Origin of the sequence: Vibrio litoralis DSM 17657 (genome assembly GCF_000426765.1) — a bacterium.
Classification (GTDB): Bacteria; Pseudomonadota; Gammaproteobacteria; order Enterobacterales; family Vibrionaceae; genus Vibrio; species Vibrio litoralis.
This window is the reverse complement of record NZ_AUFZ01000022.1, coordinates 120,435-146,418: the sequence shown is the minus strand read 5'-3', so window position 1 is coordinate 146,418 and position 25,984 is coordinate 120,435. Positions and strand designations below refer to the sequence as shown.

The window sequence follows — 25,984 nt, the reverse complement described above, 5'->3', positions numbered from 1 at the left end:
AGAATCTATATAAGAAGAATGATGATGACGAATGAATTTAATTCAATTTCAGGCTCTAAGCGTAGTTTGCATGTGCAAGTTGCACGTGAAATCGCACGCGGAATTTTGTCTGGGAAATTACCGCAAGGCTCAATTATTCCTGGTGAAATGGCTTTATGTGAGCAGTTTGGCGTAAGCCGTACCGCACTTCGTGAAGCGGTAAAGCTACTTACTTCAAAATGCTTATTAGAGTCGCGCCCTAAGATTGGTACTCGTGTAGTTGCACGTGCAAATTGGAACTTTCTTGACCCTCAATTAATCGAGTGGATGGATGGTCTTATCGATAACGATACTTTCTTTCACCAATTCTTAGGTTTGCGTCGTGCGATTGAGCCAGAAGCCTGTGCACTTGCCGCGCAAAATGCCACTGTAGAGCAACGTATTGAGTTATCAGAAACCTTCCAAAGAATGTGCGATGTAGCAGCTAAAGCAGAAGAAGAATTTTTTGATCAAGCAGAGTGGACAGCAGTCGACATGCATTTCCACAACTTGATTTTTAACTCAACCGGTAACGACTTCTACTTACCATTTGGTAATATTTTGATGACCATGTACAAAAACTTCATTGTGCATTCATCAGAAAAAGGTGGGTTATGTTTGCAAGAACACCGTGATATTTACGAAGCCATCATGGCGGGTAATGCAGATAAAGCCAGAGCTTGTTCAGCAAACCACTTGCAAGAATCTAAGCACCGTTTGCCAGAGTTAAACTAAGCAATTCGTGTTTTATTGATACCCAAATTACTCGCATCTTGAAGACATTTGAGTAGAAACGTTTTTGGTTCAAAGTTTTACCATTTAAGCAGCGGAAGTTGATTCCGCTGCTTTTTTTATGGGTATACAATTAAATATTACAATAACATAAAATTGAGGATATCTATGAATGACTCACTTCTTGCCAATATAGAACAATATATATCGACCATAGAGCCTTTTAATAACTTATTGAAAGAAGATATTCGAGAGCTCGCGAGCATTGTTCAAATTACTTATGTCAGCTGTGGTGAAGTCATTGACCCATGTGGCGATCTAACGGAAAAATATCTCTACATTGTGCGAACCGGTGCAATGGAGCAAAGAAAACTCGATGGTCAGTTACGATCTCGTTTAGGGCGAGATGACATCTTTGGTTTTACCTTTCTTGGTGAAACTACAAGTGAAGATAATCGTTATACCGCTGCCGCAATAGAAAACTCATTACTCTATTTAATTCCCCATTCTGCATTATTGCGTTTGTTTGAACGTAAACCAGAATACGCAGAATACTTTGCCTCTCAAGCGGATGTTCGTTTAACCACCGCTCATGATGTAGTGTGGTCGAATAAAGAAAAAGGCTTGTTTATCAAGCGTGTAGGGGATGTGGCAAGTGGTGTGATTGCTGTGGTTAACGCCAGCATGTCGATAAAAGATGTGGCCCATGAAATGCGAATCGTAAAGCGTTGTTCGTGTGCAGTTGTGTATGAAAATGGCAGCATTGTTGGTTTGATCACCGACCGTGATATGACCAAGCGCGTGATTGCATTAGAAGCGCCACTGCAAGATCCAATCAAAACGGTCATGACACCAAATCCATTGGTATTAAGCCCAGATGCTTTGATTCTAGAAGCGGCTTCAATGATGATGGAATACAACATACGTAATATTCCAGTGGTGAAAGAGGGCCAAGCAGTAGGTTTATTGACGACGACCCACTTGGTGCAAAATCACCGCATGCAAGCCATCTTCTTAATTGAAAAGATCAAATACACCAACAGCGTGTCTGAGTTATCTCAGCTCACACTGGAACGCCAAGCGATTTTTGAAGCCTTAGTGGAAGGGAAAGTGTCTTCTGAAATCATTGGCAAAGTAATGTCGATGATTATGGATGCGTATACACGCCGCTTAATTCAAATTGCGATTGATAAACTGGGTAAGCCGCCTTGTGATTTCAACTGGATCTCGGCGGGTTCTCATGCTCGTAATGAGTTGAATATCACGTCCGACCAAGATACCGCGCTAGTGCTCTCTGATGACGCGACTGATAGCGATAAGATTTACTTCAGACATTTAGGCGCTTATGTGTCAAATGGCCTAGATCGTTGTGGTTATCCGCTATGTACTGGTAAATATATGGCAGCTACGCCGAAGTGGTGCCAACCATTATCGGTATGGAAACAATATTATAAGAAGTGGGTGAGTAACCCAGAATATGAATGCTTATTGAATATTAGTGTGTTTTTAGAAATTCGTTCTATTTATGGTAATGGTGAATTTACCAAAACACTACGCGATGAAATGCATAAAAACATTAAGCAGAATCATACCTTTTTGCCTGCATTGGTTCGTGATGCCGTCAATACCAACCCACCGTTAGGGATTTTTAATAGCTTTGTATTAGAAAAAAATGGTGAACAAACCAAAGTACTCAATATTAAAAAATACGCGATTAATTTAATTATCGATTTAGCGCGTATTTATGGGTTAGCAGTGGAGTGTGATTCATCTAATACTGAAAGCCGTTTTGCTGCTGCCAAAGAAGCGGGTATTTTAAGTGAAGATGCCTATAAGAACATTATCGGTTCATACCACTTTATCGCTCAGTTCCGTTATAACCACCAGTTACAACAGTTAAAACAAGGCGTCGCTCCAGACAGTTATATCGACCCAAATAACTTCGGTAGCTTTGAGCGTCAACACTTAAAAGATGCTTTTAGAATCATTGCTGACTTGCAAGATGCCGCAAAACTGCGCTTTGGTTCGGTAGGGTATTAAGTAAAGATAATTTAACCTCAATTGCAGATAAGAGTGGTTTACTTATCAGTAGTTGAGGTGATTAATTTGAGAGTAAATATGAGGTATAAAAAAGGACGCTGAGGGGGCGTCCTTTTTGGTTGGTTTGATTTATATTTTAGAATAAATCAGAGCTGATGTTGTCATAATAAGCTTTACTTGAAGCATCACCATCATTACCAACATATAAAGTTAATTGTGAAGGGATGACATCATCGGCAAAACCTGTCTCAGTGTGGGCCATTGTATTAACTACTGCTCCGTTTACAGATGTATTAATATTACCGTTATCCCAATCAAATGAAACAGTTGTCCATGTATCTACAGGTACAGCATCTGGAATTTTTACTTCGTTGTCTCCAGCAATGGTTAAGTTGCCATCATTCATGCGAACTTCAAAATAACGGTCAGCACTATTTTTTCCATTTCCAATGTTTATGTAAGTATCTTTAGTATTACCAGAAGGGACATATACATCTACAGATACTGAACCTGTTATATGACTACCATTAAACTCAAGTGCTGCAGAAGGTTTATTGTTGTCATCTAAGTCTGAAATTAATAATGAATTATTGCCACTGTTAGCTTGTTCTGAACTTATTCCAACAAATGATAAAGTAGATTTTCCATCGCCTAAAGAGTTATATTCTCTCCAGTTTGAGCTTGCGACACTGATATTTGTATCTGTTTGATATGAATCAAAGTTTTCTGTAATAGCAGTATCGGAACCGTTGTCTGTTTCACCACCGGTATCAGTGCCGTTATCTGTTGAATCGTCTGAACTGGTTGCAGCTTCATTTATAACGGTAGCTTCAAAGGTATTATCATTGTATGGGTCATCAGATAATACATGGCCTTCAGCATAGCCTTCAAAATTATCACTAAATACTGCATTGCTATTTGAATATAGCTCAAGATTGTCAATTAACAGTTCATACTGTGTGGTGTCTGAAGTGTCGCCTAACTTAACAGAAAATACTGCTACTGGGTTTGATGGACCGTAACTTTCAACTGTAAATTCTGTGCCATTTATAGTGAAAATTGCACCGCTTGGTGACCAAGTTATTTCTATTGCCAGTTTTTCTGCTTCAGCGAATGAACCTTCAACAATTGATTTGCCATCAGCTGTACGATATTCAATCATACCTTTAGTTAAGATAATTCCAGTGTGTAAGTTGCTATTAGACGTACCATCTGCATTATAGAGGGAGATATATATACTATCACCTGTCCCTGTATCAACTTGAGCTGTGTCTTCATCTAGTTGATAGGTAAGATCGAATTTAACTTTACCTGATGCGATAGTTTCTACACCTACAGCAGTTGATGAATCTGCAAATTTAACACGCAGTTCACCAGAATCACCAGTTGTTGTATCTAGTAGCTGGGCAACTTTATTTGAAACTGTAATTCCAGCGGCTTCATTAGCTTTAGTTACCGCATCTTTTATAGATGGGTCTTCAGACTTATCTGATACTGTAAGAACACCAAAAGCACCAGCGGTGTCAATTGATAGAGTATCACCCGAAATTTGGTATTCACCATCAACTTCTGTAGGGCCACTGGCATCATAATGAGTAAATCGTAGTGTGCCTGCTTCTATATTTTCTTCAAGAGAATGCTCCTTGATTGTATATGTTCCAAAGTTATCATCATCATCGTAGTAATATTGTTTATCACCATCAAAAACATGCACGTTTGGTAAATCTTCTGAATAAGTTGAAACACCACTTAACGCTGCTGTTCCGCCAATATTCCAGTAAGCGTCAGAAGATAGTGCTGTTGGAACTGTTCCTGTGCCACCATCACTAGAGCCACTGGCTGAATCATCACTTGAACCATCGAAGTTACAGCCTGTAAGCGTGGCTGCAAATATCAATGACATCAGAGGTACAATTGGTTTTAATTTCATAATTATCATCCTAATAGTTAGTCGAACCTTTTTGTTGTCCCGGTTCTTTGAAATAGTTTTTTCGGAATCGTTCACGTAATGCGTTAAGTCATGCTTGTGTCAAAAACGTTTTCTCTATCCTTGATTACATCACTTATTGATTAATGTGTTTATAATTTTGAATGTTATAATTTAATAATACAATTGTTTATTGAAATTGATGTTGGATTCGTGATCTACATTGAAGATAAATAAATTTACAAGGTGAAATAATATAAGCTTTAGGATGGCCATCTTTGGTTAAGTTACTGTATTTAAGGTTTTATTTGGTTTTTATGGTGATCTAGATCAAATGTTTATTGGTGAGGTTTTAAGCAAGGTTAATATTGAGATTTATGTTATTAATATCACACTATTGCGATCTTTTTGTATGATTAATGGTGGCTTTGGAAGATTATTATTGAATGTTAATTAGAATAATCACTAATGGCTGTAGCGGCATGTTTAGTGTGATCTTTCATTAAGGAAATACCAATGAAGCCATGGATGAGAAAAACAACGTTAGTGCTGTCAATATCCGCTATTTTAGCAGGGTGCGGTGGGGGATCGTCTTCATCAGATTCAGATGATAGCGCTTTAGATAATAATGCGACTGATGAAGTTAGCACTGATGCAGAAAAACCAGATTTTGATTCGCTTGTATCACCAGCTAGTAATTTTAGTTTAGACCCTACATTGCCACCATCATTAAATTTTGATTTAACTAGATGGTATTTAGGTGCACCAATTGATTTAGATAACAATGGTAAGTCTGACAGTATCTATGAAAAAGATTTAAACAATGGTTACCAAGTCGACGATATGTTCTATACCGCAGATGATGGTGGCATGGTATTTAAAGTAGGGGTTAATGGCCCTAAAACTTCAACCAATACCAGTTATACCCGTACTGAATTACGCGGAATGCTTCGCCAAGGTGATACTAGTATTAAAACACAAGGTGTGAATGAAAATAACTGGGTATTTTCTTCTGCGCCAAGTTCAGAACAAGCTAAAGCGGGTGGGGTCGATGGGGTTTTAAATGCCACGTTAGCCGTCAACCATGTCACGACAGGTGGTAAAGGTTACCAAATTGGGCGAGTGATTATCGGTCAAATTCATGCCAACGATGATGAACCGGTTCGTTTGTATTACCGTAAACTACCTAATAACTCTAAAGGCTCAATATATTTTGCCCATGAAACTCGCAATGGCAGTGAGTATTGGTATGAGATTATTGGTAGTAAAAGTGATTCTGCGAGTAATCCTTCTGATGGTATCGCATTAAATGAGAAGTTCAGCTATCAGATTAAAGTCGTCGGGGATCAATTAACCGTCTCTATTGTGCGCTTAGATAATACTTATGTGAGCAAAACAATTGATATGCACGGCAGTGGTTATGCTGATGCTGGCCAGTATATGTATTTCAAAGCGGGTGTTTATAATCAAAATAATACCGGCGATGATAGTGACTACGTTCAAGCGACTTTCTATTCGTTATCGACTCAACATAATTAAGAATAATACCTAAAATTAAGCGTACGAGGTTTTATTCGTGCGCTTAATTATAAACCTACCTTTGAACAAGTTTATTTAAACACAACAACCCTTCCCAACCTTCCCTTAACTGTTAATTCTATTGCCAATTGACTAATGTTGATAAAGAGAAGGAGATTCTTTATGTGGTTAGTGAAAGGGAAGTGGATAGGGTTGTTTCTCTAATATCATTAAATATTAAAAAGCCAGACTATAAGCCTGGCTTTAAATATTGAGTGTAGTATCTGAAAATGATTAGAAGCTATAAGTGATACCTACACGGCTACGTAATTGACGAGCATCATCTCTACTACCTTCACTTACGTTACCGAACTCAACATACGGGCGCCAGTTAGTTTCGTTTTTATAACCGATTTTTAGGTTGTAGTCGTAGTTCCAAGTTTTGTTATCGTACAAAATCCAGTTATCGCCTTCATGCGCTTTTTCATAGTTCGCTTCAAAACCAAATTGGATCATGTTGTTCCATGTATAATCTAAGTTTGCAGTCACTTTACTTTTCTGCCATGTCTCGCCATTTTCTTTATTAGATGTATAGTCACGGAATTCATGACGGTAACGTAGTTTAGTTGTGATACCAGAATCAAACTCATAGCCAATACGTAGTTGAGGTTTGTAAGTTACACGTTCGTCACCCATAGTAATTGGCATACCTGGCTGTACGTAAAATTGCTCAGTTATATAGTGTTTAAACTCATAAACAACTTCTGAATCACCACGCTCTAAATCATCAAAACCATAAGTACCATCACGGCCTGCGAATTTCATTTCAACACTGTAGTAGTGCTTACCTAAATCTGTTGAGGTGCTGCCACCGATTTTAATACGGTTGTTATTTGACTCAGTGTCATGTTTGTATTCGTGGCGAATATCAACAGAAGCAGCGTTAACGCTTACCGCAGAAGTTGCAAGAATAGCGGCAGTAGTAGCAAGTAAAACTTTATTTAATTTGAACATATCCAACGTCCTGTGTAGTTATGGTTTCTAATTGTGTCACTTGAAATGAGCCAGCAAAGTTATCGTAAAAGGAACAACATTCTCATTTCCTTGATTTGTGTTATTGAACTTAAATAATACAAATGAAATATAAATAAGTTATGGTCTGATGTATGTGAAACAGATCGATTTATTTTAAATAGTTCATATTTTTAAGCTGATTAGATCGAAAAGTGTGATCTAAATAAACAAATTAATGGTTTTCTTTTGATGAAAATAAGGCTCTATCATTTAATTTCCAGTTGTAGGGCCTTGATTCTATAAGGCTTTGTCGAAAGTTGTTCGACCGTCATGTTATGTGATGATTATTTTTTGGTGATTTTGAATTCATCCACACGAACTTCTGTTTGCTTACCAATATCACCATTTTTATCAATTTGGCTTGGATCGGTGATTGACATATATAAGAAGACTTGTGCATTTGTATTACTACCGGAATTGAAATCTAGGGTAGTTAACTTAAAACCACTTTTTACGCTGCCCGATGGATTTTGTGCTACATCACGAGCATGAACGGTTTTAGAAGCAATATCTTTCCCCGTTGAATCTTTTAAACCAAATTCAATTTCACTTGGAGAGTTATTACCTTTGTTGTCGTAATAATAGAAAGAAAGGGTGTAATCGGTGTTTTGCTCTAAACCTGCTACTTGTTGTGTTAAGCCAGGCGTTGCAGTGAAGTCATCATTTTCACTCATAAAGCGTATTCGGGCAGAACCTTCATCATCAAAGGCGGTGTCTTTTGAGCTGCCTACATCACCAAGGCCTGCACTTTTGTCTGCGTGTTTTATCCAAACATCACTACTACCACTATTGGCTCTAAAGTCCGTTAGTTGACCATCTTGAATTAAGCTGCTTGTTTGAGTGGCGGTGGTTGCACTTGGTGTAGCGTCATTAGAAGTGGATGCACAACCCATTAATAATGAACTAAGCGCTAAACCTAATACTGTCGTTTTCATCGTAAAATACCTTCAGTTATGAATGTCAGAATAAAATAGAATATTATTGTATTATTTAATGTGAGCCTGTAGGTTTTTTTGTTCATTGCTATAGGTGGGAATGCATGGATTTTCAGAAGTGTGCTTTAGATCATTGAGCAATCTTAATTGAATAGTGAACTGTGGTATTTTTAATTATTATTTTGCGGTTATTAGTTAGGGCTTGGTCCTTTGTTGTGTATAGGAGTGGAGGTTTCAAATGGTGTTGTATCCGTGCTTGTTCATCTGTGAAATAAAATGAATTTATTGATTTAGATCACTTGTCATACAAATTGAGGCAAAGGAAAGTCGATGAATGTCACGCAATGGCAATATTGTACTACAAATGATTTATTTGTTGGTTATATTGTTCAGGAAATCAAAATTACAAAAAAAGGATAACACGATGGAACTTGATTTAAATACTGCCATTGTCGGAATCTACTTCCTCTTCTTAATCGCTATTGGATGGATGTTCCGTACATTTACAAGTAACACCAGTGACTACTTCCGTGGGGGCGGTAACATGCTTTGGTGGATGGTTGGTGCTACGGCATTTATGACACAGTTTAGTGCATGGACCTTTACTGGTGCCGCAGGTAAAGCTTATAACGATGGCTTTGCAGTAGCAATTATCTTTATTGCCAATGCATTTGGCTACTTGATGAACTACGTTTACTTCGCTCCGAAATTCCGTCAATTACGCGTTATTACGGTAATTGAAGCAATTCGTATGCGTTTTGGTCGTGGTAATGAGCAAGTATTTACTTGGTCAAGCATGCCTAACAGTGTTATCTCGGCAGGTATTTGGTTGAATGGTCTAGCGATCATTGCTTCTGGTATCTTCGGCTTTGATATGAACACTACAATCATCCTAACGGGTTTGGTAGTACTTATCATGTCAGTAACAGGTGGTTCTTGGGCGGTTATCGCATCTGATTTCATGCAAATGGTTATTATCATGGCGGTAACGGTTACTGCTGCGGTTGTTGCAATGATTCAAGGCGGCGGTGTCACTAACATCGTAAACAACTTCCCAACAGAGTCGTTCATGACGGGTGGTGATCTTAACTATGTAAGCATCTTCGGTATCTGGGCATTCTTCATCTTCGTGAAGCAGTTCAGCATTACCAACAACATGCTTAACTCTTACCGTTACCTTGCTGCAAAAGACTCTAAAAACGCACGTAAAGCGGCGCTTCTAGCTTGTATCTTGATGACTATTGGCCCAATCATTTGGTTCATGCCTAGCTGGTTCATCGCAGGTCAAGGTGTTGACTTAGCAGCGCATTACCCAGAAGCGGGTAGTAAAGCAGCTGACTTCGCTTACCTATACTTCGTACAAGAATACATGCCTATCGGTATGGTTGGTCTACTGATTGCTGCAATGTTTGCTGCAACTATGTCTTCTATGGACTCAGGCTTGAACCGTAACTCAGGTATCTTTGTTAAGAACTTCTACCAAGCAGTATTACGTCAAAATGCGACTGAAAAAGAATTAGTACTTGTGTCTAAAATCACATCTACCTTCTTCGGTCTAGCGATCATCATGGTTGCATTGTTCATCAACTCACTGAAAGGTCTGAGCTTGTTTGACACAATGATGTACGTTGGTGCGTTAATCGGTTTCCCAATGACTATTCCAGCATTCCTTGGCTTCTTCATCCGTAAAACGCCAGACTGGGCTGGTTGGGGTACGCTAGTGGTTGGTGGTATTGTTTCTTATATCGTAGGTTTCGTTATCACGGCTGATCACGTCTCAACGTGGTTTGGTTTAGAAGAGCTAACTAAGCGTGAATGGTCTGACTTGAAAGTTGCAATTGGTCTGCTTGGTCATATTGTCTTCACTGGTGGTTTCTTCATGCTATCAACTCTGTTCTATAAGAAACTTGCTCCACACCGTGAGAAAGACGTTGACCTATTCTTTACTAACCTTGCAACACCGTTAGTAAACGAAAGTGCTGAACAACAAAACCTAGATAACAAACAGCGTCGTATGCTAGGCACACTAATCAGTGTTGCAGGTATCGGTGTAATGGCAATGTTTGTCATTCCAAATCCACTATGGGGACGTTTCGTGTTTGTTCTTTGTGGTGCGATTGTACTAGCGGTTGGTCTATTACTTGTGAAAGCGGTAGACAACAAAGTAGAAGATGCTCAAATTGAAGCGGAATCTAAATCGTAAGTTATTGCTCTAAGCGATAAAGAAAGTCACATTTCTTTATAACAATTAAAAGCCAGCGAATTGACTCGCTGGCTTTTTGTTCGTTTTATATCAAGATTGTTATATCCAAATTATGAGATAAGGAAAATAGATGTTTGAGCATATAAAGTCGCAGTTATTTGGTCACCCGTTGACTAATATTGAACATGCCCGCAAACGTATTTCTATTAATGACCAGTGGCCAGATGGCTTGCGTCAATTACTTTCTTATCCAGTTCCCAAGTTGGGAACCCCGATAGATTCTTTGCATTACTTAGCCTTGGATTTTGAAACCACGGGGCTTAATCCATTGAAATGTTCGATTCTTAGTATTGGTACCGTTCCAATGGTTAAGTCGAAAATTGATGTGGAAATGGCCAGGCATGTTTACCTCAACCGCTCGGAAGGTATTAATTCAGAAAGTGCAGTCATTAATCATATTGTGCCTGAAATGCTAGAAAATGGGCATGAACTTGACCAAACCATGGACAAGCTGTTCGAAATGATGCGAGGCAAAGTGGTGTTGGTTCATGGTGCAGTGGTAGAAAAGCAATTCATTGATCATTATGTACAACAAAAATTTGGTATTGTTCAACTACCAATCGTGTGGATTGATACCTTAAAAATAGAGAAATGTTTAACTTATATTCAGCACCCTGAAACCTGTAGCTACCAGTTAACAGATGTTCGGTTAAAACATCATTTACCGGCGTATCCTGCTCATAATGCTTTAATCGATTCGATATCTTGTGCCGAGCTTTTCCTCGCTCAAATTGTGAATATTTTCGGTAATCGAGAGTATGAAATTAAAATTGAAGATATTTTCAATAAGCACACCGCATCAGTATCTAAAAATGTTTTCGGCTAATATCTATATCCACTCATTTTTATACCCACTGAAATGCATAAAACTACGAATGAATGGCGAGAAAATCATTTGTTTTATCATGATCTAAATGGTGGGTTTATTGTCTGAGTTCGTGCTTGGTCACATCATTTTTTATTCTCTAAAAAGCCATCTATTTTCTTTGGTTATCAATTTTAAGATCTAATCCAAAATTTTAAGTTTAAATCGATTGCAATAGCTGATCTTGGTCTCGTTTTTATATCCATACTCTTATTTGTGTTATAAGAGTATGAAAGAATGACCTTGTTTGATTCATTTAGTAAATAAAATTTTAACTGATAAACCTTTGATTTTTTAACCTCATTTTATAGGTGATGTAGAGATGAAACATATTTTTCTAAAAAGCTTGCTGGCTTCATCTGTTGTATTAGCAATGGGCTGTTCATCTAATGGCGCCGATGCTCAAAAAGCCGCTGAAATGGCAGCAAAACAAGAGGGACCTCGTGTTGCTGTTTTGACTCCAACCGCGATTGATGCAAGCAGCCATGATGGTAATGGTCCAGACCGTATGTTTGACCAAGATCTAACGACTCGTTGGTCTGCAAATGGTGACGGCGAGTGGGCAACCTTTGATTACGGTTCAGTACATGAATTTGATGCAGTACGTGCTGCTTTCAGTAAAGGTAATGAGCGTGTAAGCAAATTTGATGTTCTTGTCAGTGTTGATGGTAAAACTTGGACGCCTGTTCTAGAAGGTCAAGAAAGTTCAGGCCGCGTTATTGGTTTAGAGCGTTTTGATTTTGAACCAGTACAAGCTCGCTATGTTAAATATGTTGGTCACGGTAACACCGGTAATGATTGGAACAGTGTGACAGAGTTTGCCGCAATCAACTGTTCATTAAACTCTTGCCCAACGTCAGAAGTGATTACTGATGATGTTGTTAAAGCTGAACAAGCAATGATCGCTCAAATGGCGGCAGAAGCAGCGGCACAAAAAGAAGCGCGTAAAGACCTACGTAAAGGCAACTTCGGCGCACCAGCGGTTTACCCATGTGATACTAGCGTGAAATGTGACACAAGAAGTGCACTAGCAGCGCCTACTGGTTTACCAGCAACGCCAAAAGCGGGCAATAAGCCAAGTGAAAACTTTGACCTAACAGAATGGTACCTATCTCAACCATTTGACCACGATGGTAACAACCGTCCTGATGATGTTTCAGAATGGAACCTGGCAAATGGTTATGAACACCCTGATGTGTTCTACACAGCCGATGATGGTGGTTTAGTCTTTAAAACTTTCATTAAAGGTGTTCGTACTTCGAAAAACACTAAGTACGCTCGTACTGAAATGCGTGAAATGCTGCGTAAAGGTGACCAATCGATTTCAACTAAAGGTGTAAATAAAAACAACTGGGTATTTGGCTCAGCACCGGTTGAAGATCTAAAAGCCGCTGGCGGCGTTGATGGTGTCCTTGAAGCAACTTTGAAAGTTGACCACACCACAACAACAGGTGAAGCAGGCCAAGTAGGTCGTTTCATTATCGGCCAGATCCATGACCAAGATGACGAACCAATTCGCTTGTACTACCGTAAACTACCAAACCACAACACTGGTACGGTTTACTTTGCTCATGAAAACACATTAAAAGGCACAGATGCGTTCTATGACCTTGTTGGTGGCATGACGGGCGAAATCGGCGATGATGGTATTGCTCTAGGTGAGAAATTCACTTACCGCATTGAAGTTAAAGGTAATACTTTAACGGTTACTGTTAAGCGTGATGGTAAAGAAGACGTACAACAAGTTGTTGATATGAGTGAAAGTGGTTATGACGTAGGCGGTAAGTACATGTACTTTAAAGCTGGCGTATATAACCAAAACATCTCTGGTGACTTAGATGATTATGTTCAAGCGACATTCTATAAACTAGAAAAATCGCATGACACATACACAGGTAAATAATCTAGTCACTGACTGATTAATCCCCCCTAAAATTCAATGGCACTGTTCAATTATGTTCAGTGCCTTTTTTACGTCTATACCCTTCGTACTTGAAGCTGCAGCTTTGTTGGCGGCGCTCATTCACCCCAATCATTTAGACAAGCTAAACTCACGGGGCTTTATTCACTTGTCGCCTAAGTGCAACTCCAATTACTTTGGGTATATACTATTCGCGACAATAAGGCTTAATAAAAAGTGTTAATGAAAATAAGCATCTACCTTTACTTGATACATAAAAAAGCTGCAATATAATCGCTTATATTGCAGCTTAACTTTGTTATCAAGTAATAGGTTATTTAATGATTACTTTTTCAAACCCATGAAGTAATCAAAGATAACTGGTACATCGTTTTGGCCAAGACCAGCATCAACCGCTGCTTGTAGGCTTGTAGAAGTACCTTGAGCGATTAGAGACTCAGTACCTAACTCTTCACATAGTGCAAGGAAGTAACCAAGGTCTTTGTTTGCGTTTGCAATAGAGAAACCTAGTTTTTCTTCGCCATCTACTGCGTAGAACTTACAGAATTGCATGAACGGAGAGTTAGAAGGGCCAGCAGACATAATGTCGAATAATTGTTGACCGTCAACGCCTGCCAGTTTTGCAACTGCGAATGCTTGAGACATAGTTGCAACAGTCGTCATACCCATGAAGTTGTTCACAAGTTTCGTTACGTGACCAGAACCTAGAGCGCCTAGGTGGAATACGTTTTCGCCTTGGTCATCAAGAACTGGTTTCACTTTGTTGAAAGTTTCCATGTCGCCAGCTGCCATGATGTTTAGTAGACCATCTTTAGCGTGAGCTGGAGTACGACCAAGAGGAGCATCGATCATACCTGCGCCTTTAGCAGCAAGATCAGCACCAATCTTCTTAGTAGAAGCTGGGATAGAAGTACCGAAGTCGATTAGCGTTTTGCCTTCAGACATACCCGCTAGGATACCTGTTTCACCGTATACTACTTTCTCTACAACTTCAGACGTTGTTAGGCAAAGCATCACGATGTCGCTTTTTTCAGCAAGTTCTTTACCAGATGATGCTTCTGCTGCGTTGCCACGAGCTAGAACAGCGGCAACAGCGTCTTTATTAAGATCCATTACATTTACTTGGTAGCCACGAGTTTGTAGGTTTTCTACCATGTTGCCGCCCATAAGGCCTAGGCCGATAAAACCAATAACAGGTTTAGTCATCATATCTCTCCAATTGTATTATTATATAGCTAGGTGAGGTGATTCTATAGGTATGAATTTGGTTTAGCAATCAAATGAAGGGAGATAACGTTGCTTTCTGTGACTTAAGCAACATAGATCACGAAATTGACTCTAATAATCGAGTTAGGTTTATTTAATTTTTCCTTTTGTACTATGAGGAAAGCTTAGCAGTGTTAGGTTTCAATATAGTGATACATGAATGAAGGTATAAAGTAGGGAATGTGTATTTTCTAGTCAATCGGATACTTGGTTGAGATCTCATTTTTGTTCTTTCTACGATAAATAAAATTGAAAATCATATTATTTGTAATACAATAATATCAGATGTTTTGGTGATGAATGTTGTTTACCAATCAAAATTTATAAATGGATGATTAAAGAGAGAATGACTATGTCTAAAAAAATTGCTTTTATTTCTGGCGCAACTGGCGGTATTGGTTTTCAAGTTGCAAAACGTCTTGGTACGGATGGTTACACGGTTGTACTTAACGGTATCGAAGATGATAAAGGTGCTGAGCGCGTAGCAGAATTAAAAGAACTAGGCATTGAAGCTGAGTATTATGGTTTTGATGTAACTGATGATAAAATGGTGACTGAAAATATCACGGCAATTGGTGAAAAATACGGCAAGCTTGATGTTGTTGTTAACAATGCTGGTGGCCTAGGTGGTCGTAGCCCAATGGAAGAAATGACAACGGATTTCTACCGTTTTGTTATGGCGCTTAACCTTGATAGTGCATTCTTTGTGTCTCGCGCTGCTATCCCATTCTTGAAGAAAGCAGAAGGTGGTTCAATCATCAACTTTACTTCAAATGCAGGTTGGAACGCTGGTGGCCCTGGTGCTGGTATCTACGGTGTTTCTAAAGGCGCGGTTCATACTTTAACTCGAGCATTGGCTAAAGAGCTTGCTCCTGCTGGCATCCGCGTAAATGCGGTTTCTCCAGGTACAATCGATACACCTTTCCACGCTCAAATTAAAGCAACTAAGCCAGAAGTTTTCGCTTCTTGGAAAGACAGCATTATGCTTGGTCGTTTAGGTCAACCAGAAGAAGTAGCATCAGTGATTGCATTCCTAGTTAGCGAAGATGCATCATTTATCACTGCTGAAACTATTCAAATCGGTGGTGGTCAAGCGTTAGGTATTTAATTATCGGTTATTGAAAAAGCTATTTAAATTGGATTTGAATAGCTTCTTAAGTTAATTAATCTTAATGGCACTACATCATTTTGGTTAATGACCTCGGTTAAATAGATAGAGGTCTACGTTTCAAGATACTTTTACTAATCTGATATTAGTTTCTTAGCATGACTTTACTAAGAGGTTTTTGTCCAAAATCTTGCTAGTGTTGGTGGCGTTTAGACAAAGGATGAATATCTTCGGATGAGAATTGTATACTAGAATGCTGAAAGTAACTTTCTTACAGGTAGTCCTGAACTAAATTTGTAAACTGACAAAAATATCAACTTATGGTTGTTTTGGATGATATCAATGTATGGTTGTTTTTTATGTAAGATGCTGATTATAAAGGTTTATTTAGTATCGTTTTATGGTTGTTTCAACAAAAAAACTGGATTAGTTATTCTAAATTGGCCGCTTAATTAAGCGGCCTTTTTTAGGTCTGAAAACTGAAAGTGGCGGCAAAAATGGCGGCAGATTTTACTCTGACACTCATCGTGTTTTTTCTAGCTAAATAACATTAGACAAACAGTAAATTTACACTGTATATTTAAACAGTATCTTGTGCGAGCGTAAAAGTCTTGCTCAGGATACGTTTAACCCTAACAGCTTCGGCTGAAAGGCAAGTGATAAACAGTAAGATTACTGCGGTGTTTGTGTGCAGTGAGAAAAAGAGATAAAAGGATCAGCATGATGACAAACGTCTACCAGTTCAAACCAAAAGAAGAATATGCAACTCAAGAACAAGTTGCGAACTTACGTTGGATGTTCTCTCCGTTTTCACCCGGTCGTGATGAGTTCACTATTTCTAAAATCGCCACCACTTATCAAATCATGCACTTTACTGATCGTGGTTGTACATTGACCCCCAAAGAAATTCACGAATACTTAAGTGAAATAAAACCAATGCCGAAAAGTGCACATCAAATGGTCGCCAGTATGATGACGGCATGCTGAGTCTTGTTAATTAACTAGGCTTATTAGCGCAGTTTTATCTTATATTGGAATGTAATGAATGGTCATTTTTTATGTGGCCATTTTTATGAATAACCATATAAAATAAATTGATATTTTGATGTTAATTGCTGTGGGCTATAGAGTATGATTATCTTCTTTTCATACTTTTTATGGATGCAATTATGAAACGTATTACTGTCGCAATGTCAGTTTTTGCTGCGTTAATGTCTTTTAGTTCAGTCGCTGCACAAGAGTGTAGTGGTTTGTCTGGTTGTGAGGCAAAAGTTTGCCAGATTGAAAAGCAAATTGAATTCGCTAAGCAGCACAACAATTCGAATAAAGAAGCTGGTCTACAAAAAGCGTTAACGGAAGTGAAAGATCACTGTACGGTAGATGGATTGAAAGACGATCTACAAGATGATATTGATGATGTAATGGATGACTTGGCAGAGCATCAAGATGATTTAGCGGAAGCGATTCAAGACCAAGAGCTTGATAAAGTTGAAAAGTACAAACAAAAAATGGCTGAAGATAAGCAAGAGCTTGAACAATTAAAGACTGAATTGCAAAAGCTATAAAGCTCTTATGATCGTTATATATTAATAAGTTCCAATAGAAAATGGCGCTTGGATTAATTTCCAAGCGCCATTTTAGTTTAGCTATCTTTGGTAAGAGTAATCTTAGTCATCTACGCGACAGTTAGAAACCGTGTGATTTAGCGTATCTATAACACACTCAACATCAGTGCGAGAGCCGTTATTATCAAGTGAGCCATCAATGCTGCTATAACCCCAAAGCGTGCCATTCTCAATAGAACCTTCTAGGTCGATATCGTTATCATTGGCTTCTAATGCTTCCACTTCTTTGACTAGGTAAATAATATTGCCACTAGCATCTGTAGACTCTACGCCTTCAACTTCAATGTCTCTATTATCAATGCTTGCCATGGTTAAACTATTTTCAAATTGAGTACGGCTGTCAGTAATAAATTCATAACCATTAATTGAGAAACTAGTATCATCAATTAACGTTGCAGTGCCAGACAGTGCAAACTTCACACTAGATTGAGTTTGAGAGCCTGAACCATCCTCAAACTCAATTTCGGTCGCTTCTAGACCCGACGTACCATTCACAAGCTCTACTTCAATACGAGCACCTTCAATAAGGTCAGCTTGCTTGCCATCATCAAATACAGTGCTGTCGGTGATCGCAATGCTAGTACGGCCATTTAACTCAATCGACGTCTGTTCATTATTTACCCAAGTAACGACACCTTCTAATTCAGCACCGCTGTATTGGTTATCATCTTCAATATCAATTTCAGTCGCAACAAATTGTGTACCATTAAAGTTGCCTTCAACTTCAACCCAAGAGCCATTTGCTAGTGAGGCATCGTTATCTATCTCTGTAGATCCCGAATAAAAAACCAAGGTTTGGCCGATGTTAAAGGTTTGATTTGTTGTATCTAACGATGAGATCGGACCTTCAATTTCGGCTTCACCATTGTGAATGAAAGAAGCGTCATAAATACCGAAAACCTGCCATTGGCCACTGTTATCCAGATAACCGTCTACTAAAACCCAGTCACCGACTTGATACCCACTATTGCTGTATTGAGCGGTAGATGAGTAAGCGCGAGTGCTTGGTGTTGTCGGAATATCCGTACCATTTACCGTGATCGAATCAGTGTTTACGGCCGTTACTTCACCTACTAGGCTAGGGTCGAGTTCGATTTCTGTTGCGACACCGCTGCGGTTAGTTTCAACATCAACACGCATGCCTTTCTGAATGTCGGTTAAGTTTAGTCGTGCTTCGTCATATTCCACTTCAGCGTTAGAAGCATCAAGTTCAAATCCATTCACGGTAATTTTACTATCTGAAACTTCTGTTACTGTTCCGGTTAACTTTTCCGGAGATGAGTAAGAATTAGTATTATTTGATGAATTGTGATCACTACCGCTACCACCACAAGCTGAAAGTAGCGCTGCAACCGATAAGCATAAAAGTGTCTTTTTCATAATAAACCTTATTTTTTATATTTGTATTGTAGGAGTAGTTGATTTACAGGTATCTTAATCGGCCAAACGTAAAGAAAACGTGAAGAAATAAAATAAAAATGGCGGAAATATTATGAAAGTGCTGATTGTTGATGATACTCATAGTGTGGTGGAAACCATCATGGATTACTTAGAGCTTGAAGGTATCGTGGCGGATTGTGCCTATCACGGAGAAAGTGCGTTAAAGCTCATTGAAGAGAACCATTATGACGTGATCATTATGGACATTATGATGCCTAAAATGGATGGTATTAATGCGGTGAAAAAGTTACGCGAAGAATTATTTTGTAATACGCCGATTTTATTTTTAACTGCCAAAGATACTTTGAACGATAAAATTGAAGCGTTTAATTCAGGTGGTGATGACTTCTTAAATAAGCCTTTTGCCATGGAAGAATTATGCTTACGCTTACATGCGTTACATCGCCGTGGACCAAGACTCGATGTCGGAAATTTAAGTTTTGCTGACCTATCAATGAACTTACAAACCAATGAAGTTACCCGTTCTGGTCAGCCAATTAAATTAAGTAAAATCCAGCGCACTATTTTTAAATTATTACTTAAAAACGCACCTGCGGTAGTTTCAAAAGAAGCGGTGATTTCTGAAGTATGGGGAGAAGAAAGCCCATCAAGTGATTCACTCCGCAGTCATATTTATGGTTTGAGAAGTGCACTTGATAAAGGCTTTGATTCAACTCGATTAGAAACTTTACATGGTCAAGGGTATCGATTAAAAAATGACTAACGCGCCAAGTTTTTTTAAAAAAATACGCTTAACATTCATCGTGCTTACTAGCGTGATGTTCTTGTTATTTTGGGGGCTTATTTATTTTGCTCAAGATCGACTCGAAGTAATTAGCCTTGAGCATCGGTTAACCACTGAAACGCAAGAATATTTAAAAAATTATCGACGATATGGCTTTAAAGCGGATAAACCTGATCCTCAAGAACTCGATACCTATTGGTCAAAAGAAGAACTTCCAGGGTGGTTAGAACCTTATCAAACCCCCGGTTTTTTTGAAGAACAACTCGGCCCAGAAGATAAACACTTTCTAGTCACCAAACATCCATCAGGCATCGGTTGGTTATATGTGGTTTTCCAAGATGATGCCGATGATTACCTCGATGAATACGAAGACAATCTTCACCTTATTACCTTTCTAGTCGGTGCAGTTTTTCTCCTGTCAGTAATGGCTTATGGTTTGTATTTCGTTCGTCTACTCTCACGACCATTGATTCAAATTGAAGAAAAAATTGATTCGATGGCACCTGATAAGCCAGATTTTGTGGTCGATACGCGATATAGAGAAACCCGCAGTATTGAATACACATTATTAGATAATAAAGCCAAAATTGCCTCTTACTTTCAACGCGAACAAGAGTTTAGTCGCTTTGCTTCACATGAACTGCGTACGCCGATTATGGTGATCAAAGGCTCGACCGAATTGCTGCGTAAAGTGCCTGATATGCCTCGCGTGGCAACTAAAGCCGTCAATCGTATTGAATATGCTGGTAACCAAATGCAGATTCTAACTGAGGCATTTCTGCTACTAGGTAAAGAAGACATTGAAGCGCACCATATTAGTCGTGAGCCACTGTCTGAGCATATTCATACGGTGCTAGAAAATATGTCTGAACACTTCGCAAAACAAGATGCCAGCTACCAGTTAAAAGAGGTCGCTCCGGGCACAGTCGATGCGCCATCAAGCTTTATTGATATTGTGATGGCGAATTTATTAAAGAATGCCTTTAGTTATAGCATCGGCGATATCGTCGTGGAATTAACCGATAAAAGCTTAATTGTCACAAACCAACATGATGGTAACGACATGCACAATTCTGGTTACGGCTGCGGTTTGGTCATTATCGAACGAGTATGCAACCGAATGAACTGGCAGTTTAATACCGAAAATGACGGTAAATTATTTAAGGCGAGGGTAGTGTTTGCGAGCTGAAATCACAATGTTTGAGACATACCTAGTTTCGAACATTTCGGGGATGTTGATTTTTTCACGCTTTTTTCACACTTGCCCAAATATACTGTTTCACATCGACGCAATATACAGCCAACAGGCTAGCGCAAATTTACAATAATAAGGGTAAAAGCCATGAACAAAACACTATTAACAATTTCGCTTGCAGCATTAATGTCAGTTCCTTCTATTGCTATGGCTGAAGTGGTTTCTCCTGCACCTGCGGAGAAAGCGCAGACATCCACTCAAGGCGGTTTTGATGGCCCACGTCATGGCACAACAATCATTGAAACGATCAAAGAAGCAAAAGATGCCAGTGATGATACTAAGGTTGTACTAACCGGTAAGATTAAAAGCTCACTAGGTGGTGAAGACTATATCTTTGCAGATTCAACTGGTGAAATTACTGTGGAAATTGATAACGACAAATGGCATGGGCGTACCGTTACAACTGAGCATACCGTAATATTGCATGGCGAAGTGGATAAAGATTGGAACAGCTTAACTATTGATGTGGATAGCTTAGAAGTTAAATAATCGATACCCGTCGTACTTGAAGCTGCAGCTTTGTTGCCGGCGTTTATTCGCCCCAATCACATAGACGAGCTATGCTCATGGGGTCTCATTCACTTGTCGCCTCACTGCAACGTCAATTACTTTGGGTATATTCGAATAAGTAAAACTAAATAAAAACGAAAGCCTGCATAATTAACTTATGCAGGCTTTCTTGTTTTGGGGGCTTCTTTGGTGAGCCTAGTCTTGTGGACTTGGCTTGTAAGACTAGTCGAACAATTAAAAAATCAAATGTGCAACGGCAACAATTACCGGTAGGGTAATGAGAGTACGCAAAATAAAGATCACGAATAGCTCTAATAGCGTCACTGGGATCTTACTACCGAGTAGAAGAGCACCTACTTCAGACATGTAAATTAGCTGAGTAACCGACATCGCCGCAATCACAAAACGCGTCATATCACTATGGATCGGCGCTGCAAGAATCGCTGGAATGAACATGTCAGCAAAACCCACCACAATCGTTTGTGATGCTTCAACTGCTTCAGGTAGCCCGAGTAGTTTTAAGTATGGAATGAAAGGCTGACCTAAAATCTCGAACAGTGAACTGTGCTCTGCAATGATTAAAGCACCAGTACCAAGCGCCATCACAACCGGTAGAACACCAAACACCATATCAATGGCATTCTTCACGCCTTCAACTAAGACTTTATGCAAGTCACCAACGTTATCTGCTTTGCTCAGTGCTAAGTGCATGCCCCAAGAGAAGTTAGTGTGACCTTCTGGTAAATCATCCGCTTTCATATCTGGCACTGAACCATCAATGAAAGTGTCTTTTTTCCAGCGTAGTGGTGGAATGCGCGGCAAAATAATTGCAGCAACTAAACCGGCTAAACAAACTGCGCCATAAAAAGGAATGAATAAATGCTCAAGGTTCACCTGTGCGATAACCACTAGGCTGAAAGTGATCGATACCGCTGAGAAGGTTGTACCAACAATGGCCGCTTCGCGTTGCGTATAGAATTTATCTTCATATTGCTTGCTAGTTAGTAAGATACCAACCGATCCGTCACCTAACCAAGATGCCATACAGTCGATAGCAGAACGACCTGGTAGGTTGAAGATTGGGCGCATAATTTTACTTAATAGCGTACCGAATAGTTCAAGTAGACCGAAGTTAAGTAAAAGAGGCAGTAACATGCCGGCGAAAATGAATACGCAGAATAAGGTTGGTAATAGACCGTTTAATACCATACCACCGGTATTTTCTTCCCATACCATTTCTGGGCCAGCCTGGTAAAACGCCATAACCGCCGCAATACCACCAAAAACACGCACCACAAACCAAATTAAAGATGGTGTCATTAGCGCGTGTAAAAAGGCATTATTTTTAATAAACGCAGGTTGAATCAGTTTATATAGAATGGTTGCGATAGCCATAAACGCAATAACAATCGTAATGATAGGAACGATGCTATTGGCTAGTGCTGCTTGCAAAGATTTGGCTAATATAGCGACTGGAATCGTGTATGAGCCTTGGTAGCTCAACGGTGCCATGAATAAAAACAAACCGATCAAAGATGGAATGATAAAGGTAAGGTAAGTTTTTAGTGGGTAGCTTGTTTTTTCTACCTTGGCGTTACCCGTTGGTTTTGAAGAATCTTTCATTATGCTCTCAAATGACAATGCTTAAAAATTGCGCAATCCATCGCATAACTATTCACTATCAATCCATGATTTATTCAATGGCGGCAAGAATACCGACTTTCTAATCAAAGTGAAATAGGGAAACGGCAATTTTTTGGGATAAAAGTTACGCATAAAGAGTACAAGTATAGCCATTGGTAAGAGAGTGGTGGATTTCTATGCAAATGAGAACTGCTGCTAACTATCTGTGATAAAAGTCACGATATTTGTTGCTGCTTTCAGATAAAGCGGTCAGAATAGCCGCTCAATCAAGATTATTAATATCACTTCCAGCGACACCAATCCTGAAAGCAGAGTAAATTCTCATATACCTTGTCACTACAACAAGTAAACATAAGGTATACAAAGATATTGATATTCATACCTCTGAGCCATTTGGCTTCTCTATTTTATCGAGATCAATATATATGAGTTTTTCCTCTTTAGGACTTTCTGCCCCTTTACTTAAAGCGGTGGAAGAACAAGGCTATACCACACCTTCACCAATTCAAGCGAAAGCCATCCCGGCTGTTATCGAAGGTCAAGATGTGATGGCCGCGGCACAAACCGGTACAGGTAAAACGGCTGGTTTCACATTGCCAATTCTTGAGCGTTTATTAGCGGGTGATCGTGTTAAACCTAACCAAGTTCGTGCACTTATCTTAACGCCTACTCGCGAGCTTGCGGCTCAGGTGCATAAGAATGTAGAACAATACAGCCAGCATACGCGCTTAACCTCAACGGTTGTATTTGGTGGTGTTAAAATTAACCCACAAATGATGAGACTAAGACAAGGCGTTGATGTACTCGTTGCCACTCCTGGTCGTCTATTGGATTTGTATAACCAGAATGCAGTACGTTTTTCTCAACTAGAAGTGTTAGTGCTCGATGAAGCTGACCGCATGTTGGATATGGGCTTTATTCGTGATATCCGTAAAATCTTGTCTTTCTTACCAGCGAAACGTCAGAACTTATTGTTCTCTGCAACCTTCTCTGATGACATTCGTCAGCTTGCGAAAGGTTTAGTGAATAACCCTGTAGAAATTTCGGTTAACCCAGCGAACCAAACGGCAACTACGGTTGAGCAATGTATCTATCCTGCGGATCAAAAGAAGAAAGCACCGATGTTGCTGAAACTGATCCAAGATAACGATTGGCAGCAAGTGTTGGTATTTAGTAAAACCAAACATGGCGCTAACCGTTTAAGCCGTTTCTTAGATGAAAAGGGCGTGAGCTCAGCCGCCATTCACGGCAACAAAAGCCAAGGTGCACGTACCAAAGCATTAGAGAACTTTAAAACGGGTGAAGTGCGCGTTTTAGTGGCAACCGATATCGCCGCACGTGGTATCGATATCGCACAATTGCCACAAGTGGTGAACTTCGACTTGCCGCATGTCTCTGAAGACTACGTACACCGTATTGGTCGTACTGGCCGCGCGGGCGCAACTGGTAAAGCGATCTCATTAGTATGTGCAGATGAAGCTCATGACTTATTCTCGATTGAGCGTCTAATCAAGCAAGTATTACCGCGTATGGAGCTTGAAGGTTTCCCTGTAGTTAATAAATTGCCGGAATCAAGATTAGATACTCGTCCAATCAAACCAAAAAAACCAAAGAAACCGAAAAAGACTTTCCAACATAATGATGGTCAACGTTCAGGTGATAATGCTCGTGGTCATAAACCAGTAAGCAAAAATCGTCGTCATGCAGGTAATGCAAAACCGGCGACAGCGTCTACTGACGGAGCAAAGCCACAAGCCAATGCACGCCCTAAACCGGCTGCAAACCGTAAGCCAGCAGGTGCATCGCCACAACGTAATCCTAAAAACAATGGCAGTAATTTCAAAGCGAATTAAGCCCAGTAAAATATAGGATTGGCCGTGTGCGAGATCGCTTACAAGCTATGTGAGCGATCACGGTTATTCAATATAAAAATCAGAAGAGACCAGTTTTAACTTATTGTTATAGCTGGTCTTTTTGTTTTGTGGTGTTCTTTGCTTAGAGAAAGAGCAAAAACTTTGAATTAGGTCTCTTGAGGAATTTCAGCAGAAGCGTAGTCTTATTTGTGTCGGAAGGAAGCGACATAGGATTTAAGAAAAACCAAGACGGTTTTATTCAGGATGAAGTTTGACGGTTAGGATAACGGTCAGCAGGAAGCAAAGGACATTTGACGGATTAAATTGAGCGGCAGGATGCGGCTTAAACGGATAAATGGACACCTCTAGTTTGAGGAAGGAACACCGCTCAAGGAACAAGTGATGAGCGCTAATTAGGAACGATTAGCAGCAAGGATTTACGTAAGGACACCGCTAGGAAGGCGAAGCAGGATTAGCTTAGGATAAGCACTATCACGGATTCGATGCATGGAGCATTAATAGTAGCCGGAATGCTGCGAGTGAGACTATAACCCCGATACGAAAGTGTCGGGGTTTTTCTTTATTTACGCATTCTACTAAATACTACCAAGTAGGATTCATTTCTTTGTGCTTTGTATTGCTGATCAACGTAGAAATATATCCAAGTCACTTGGGTATAGTGTAGAATCCGCCTCAAGATGCTCGATTAAGAGTGAAAGACCTAAATACAAGGCTAATAGAACATGCAACAAAGTGATTTCGAAACACTCGTAAAAACCCTATGTACTCTAGATTCAGTACCGACTGCGCTTAAATTCTTGCAAATGAACAGCGACAGCAACGTGGCCGATGCCGCTAAATCGCTATCTGGTCAATTTGCGTTAGCAGAAGTGGACGGTGAGAACCGCATTTACCATGTGACTACTCAAGAAGATGACAACGGCGTTGAGCAAGAATACGTTGAGCACATCATGAATGAAGGCGATGACATTATTCGTTTCGTTGCGTGGTTCTTCGATATTATGTTCGATGTGAAAACGAAAGAAACTTACACCGCTGCTGGCAAAACGTATACCCAGCCAAAACGTAGTTAAGTTAATCGAGGTAAGTTAAACCTCTGTTTTCATAAGTAGATAAAAAGCCAATAGAGTAATCTGTTGGCTTTTTGAGTTTTATACCACCTACCTTTGCTACCACCTTCATATATTCTGTTATTTATTCGTAAAAAAGTGCAATCTTTGGTCA

Annotated in this window: 20 protein-coding genes; 14 read left to right on the top strand and 6 right to left on the bottom strand. The window is 39.5% G+C overall.

The genetic code is table 11. The annotated features are described in order from the left end of the window. Positions 1-24 precede the first annotated feature (24 nt). A complete protein-coding gene (locus K358_RS0109530) occupies positions 25-753 on the top strand; it encodes a FadR/GntR family transcriptional regulator (RefSeq protein ID WP_027696603.1) in 729 nt (242 codons plus the stop codon). Between the two features lie 165 nt (positions 754-918). Further along, positions 919-2,790 carry a DUF294 nucleotidyltransferase-like domain-containing protein gene (locus K358_RS0109525; RefSeq protein WP_027696602.1) on the top strand — a complete coding sequence of 624 codons (1,872 nt, stop codon included), beginning with the start codon at positions 919-921 and terminating at the stop codon, positions 2,788-2,790. 136 nt (positions 2,791-2,926) lie between these two features. On the opposite strand, the gene K358_RS18310 is transcribed toward K358_RS0109525, so the two are convergent. Next, positions 2,927-4,720, bottom strand: coding sequence for a hypothetical protein (locus K358_RS18310; protein ID WP_051241262.1), 1,794 nt, complete (start codon positions 4,718-4,720; stop codon positions 2,927-2,929). 513 nt (positions 4,721-5,233) lie between these two features. On the opposite strand from K358_RS18310, the gene K358_RS0109515 reads away from it, so the two are divergent. After that, on the top strand, positions 5,234-6,256 hold the full coding sequence (locus K358_RS0109515) for a polysaccharide lyase family 7 protein (protein ID WP_027696601.1): 1,023 nt from the start codon (positions 5,234-5,236) through the stop codon (positions 6,254-6,256). Between the two features lie 273 nt (positions 6,257-6,529). On the opposite strand, the gene K358_RS0109510 is transcribed toward K358_RS0109515, so the two are convergent. Beyond that, a complete protein-coding gene (locus K358_RS0109510) occupies positions 6,530-7,249 on the bottom strand; it encodes an oligogalacturonate-specific porin KdgM family protein (RefSeq protein WP_027696600.1) in 720 nt (239 codons plus the stop codon). A gap of 344 nt (positions 7,250-7,593) precedes the next feature. After that, entirely contained in the window at positions 7,594-8,244 is a 651-nt protein-coding gene (locus K358_RS0109505; RefSeq protein WP_027696599.1) for an endoglucanase, read from the bottom strand. Positions 8,245-8,668: 424 nt separating this feature from the next. Here K358_RS0109505 and K358_RS0109495 point away from each other — a divergent pair, with 424 nt between their 5' ends. The 3 genes from K358_RS0109495 (at position 8,669) to K358_RS0109485 (ending at position 13,275) form a co-directional block, all read left to right on the top strand. After that, the gene (locus K358_RS0109495; RefSeq protein WP_027696598.1) at positions 8,669-10,447 is read left to right on the top strand and encodes a sodium:solute symporter family transporter; all 1,779 of its coding nucleotides are present in this window, start codon (positions 8,669-8,671) and stop codon (positions 10,445-10,447) included. Between the two features lie 130 nt (positions 10,448-10,577). Further along, positions 10,578-11,333 (top strand): exonuclease domain-containing protein, encoded by a 756-nt coding sequence (locus tag K358_RS18305; protein ID WP_051241261.1) that lies wholly within the window; start codon positions 10,578-10,580, stop codon positions 11,331-11,333. A 361-nt stretch (positions 11,334-11,694) separates the two neighbouring features. Continuing rightward, positions 11,695-13,275, top strand: coding sequence for a polysaccharide lyase family 7 protein (locus tag K358_RS0109485; RefSeq protein WP_027696597.1), 1,581 nt, complete (start codon positions 11,695-11,697; stop codon positions 13,273-13,275). Between the two features lie 342 nt (positions 13,276-13,617). Here the strand turns inward: K358_RS0109485 and K358_RS0109480 are convergent, their stop codons facing one another. Beyond that, on the bottom strand, positions 13,618-14,499 hold the full coding sequence (locus K358_RS0109480; protein ID WP_027696596.1) for an NAD(P)-dependent oxidoreductase: 882 nt from the start codon (positions 14,497-14,499) through the stop codon (positions 13,618-13,620). 412 nt (positions 14,500-14,911) lie between these two features. On the opposite strand from K358_RS0109480, the gene K358_RS0109475 reads away from it, so the two are divergent. From K358_RS0109475 to K358_RS0109465, 3 genes are all read left to right on the top strand, one after another. After that, positions 14,912-15,667 (top strand): SDR family NAD(P)-dependent oxidoreductase, encoded by a 756-nt coding sequence (locus tag K358_RS0109475; RefSeq protein WP_027696595.1) that lies wholly within the window; start codon positions 14,912-14,914, stop codon positions 15,665-15,667. Positions 15,668-16,387: 720 nt separating this feature from the next. Further along, the gene (locus K358_RS0109470; protein ID WP_156888714.1) at positions 16,388-16,654 is read left to right on the top strand and encodes a hypothetical protein; all 267 of its coding nucleotides are present in this window, start codon (positions 16,388-16,390) and stop codon (positions 16,652-16,654) included. 182 nt (positions 16,655-16,836) lie between these two features. Beyond that, positions 16,837-17,232 (top strand): DUF1090 domain-containing protein, encoded by a 396-nt coding sequence (locus tag K358_RS0109465; protein ID WP_027696593.1) that lies wholly within the window; start codon positions 16,837-16,839, stop codon positions 17,230-17,232. A gap of 102 nt (positions 17,233-17,334) precedes the next feature. On the opposite strand, the gene K358_RS0109460 is transcribed toward K358_RS0109465, so the two are convergent. Then, positions 17,335-18,672, bottom strand: coding sequence for a DUF5666 domain-containing protein (locus K358_RS0109460; RefSeq protein ID WP_027696592.1), 1,338 nt, complete (start codon positions 18,670-18,672; stop codon positions 17,335-17,337). A 112-nt stretch (positions 18,673-18,784) separates the two neighbouring features. Here K358_RS0109460 and K358_RS0109455 point away from each other — a divergent pair, with 112 nt between their 5' ends. From K358_RS0109455 to K358_RS0109445, 3 genes are all read left to right on the top strand, one after another. Continuing rightward, entirely contained in the window at positions 18,785-19,456 is a 672-nt protein-coding gene (locus K358_RS0109455; protein ID WP_027696591.1) for a response regulator transcription factor, read from the top strand. Continuing rightward, positions 19,449-20,666 carry a sensor histidine kinase gene (locus K358_RS0109450; protein WP_027696590.1) on the top strand — a complete coding sequence of 406 codons (1,218 nt, stop codon included), beginning with the start codon at positions 19,449-19,451 and terminating at the stop codon, positions 20,664-20,666. Before K358_RS0109455 ends, K358_RS0109450 begins: the two co-directional genes overlap by 8 nt. Positions 20,667-20,819: 153 nt before the next feature. Next, entirely contained in the window at positions 20,820-21,221 is a 402-nt protein-coding gene (locus tag K358_RS0109445) for a YgiW/YdeI family stress tolerance OB fold protein (protein ID WP_027696589.1), read from the top strand. Between the two features lie 255 nt (positions 21,222-21,476). Here K358_RS0109445 and K358_RS0109440 read toward each other — a convergent pair whose 3' ends face one another. Further along, on the bottom strand, positions 21,477-22,865 hold the full coding sequence (locus tag K358_RS0109440) for a YjiH family protein (RefSeq protein ID WP_027696588.1): 1,389 nt from the start codon (positions 22,863-22,865) through the stop codon (positions 21,477-21,479). Between the two features lie 446 nt (positions 22,866-23,311). Between K358_RS0109440 and K358_RS18300 the strand changes: the two genes are divergently transcribed. Together K358_RS18300 and K358_RS0109430 are read left to right on the top strand one after the other, a co-directional pair. Further along, positions 23,312-24,739, top strand: a complete 1,428-nt coding sequence (locus K358_RS18300; protein ID WP_038150029.1) for a DEAD/DEAH box helicase — start codon at positions 23,312-23,314, stop codon at positions 24,737-24,739. A gap of 743 nt (positions 24,740-25,482) precedes the next feature. Continuing rightward, positions 25,483-25,833, top strand: coding sequence for a hypothetical protein (locus K358_RS0109430; protein WP_027696587.1), 351 nt, complete (start codon positions 25,483-25,485; stop codon positions 25,831-25,833). Positions 25,834-25,984: the final 151 nt, after the last annotated feature.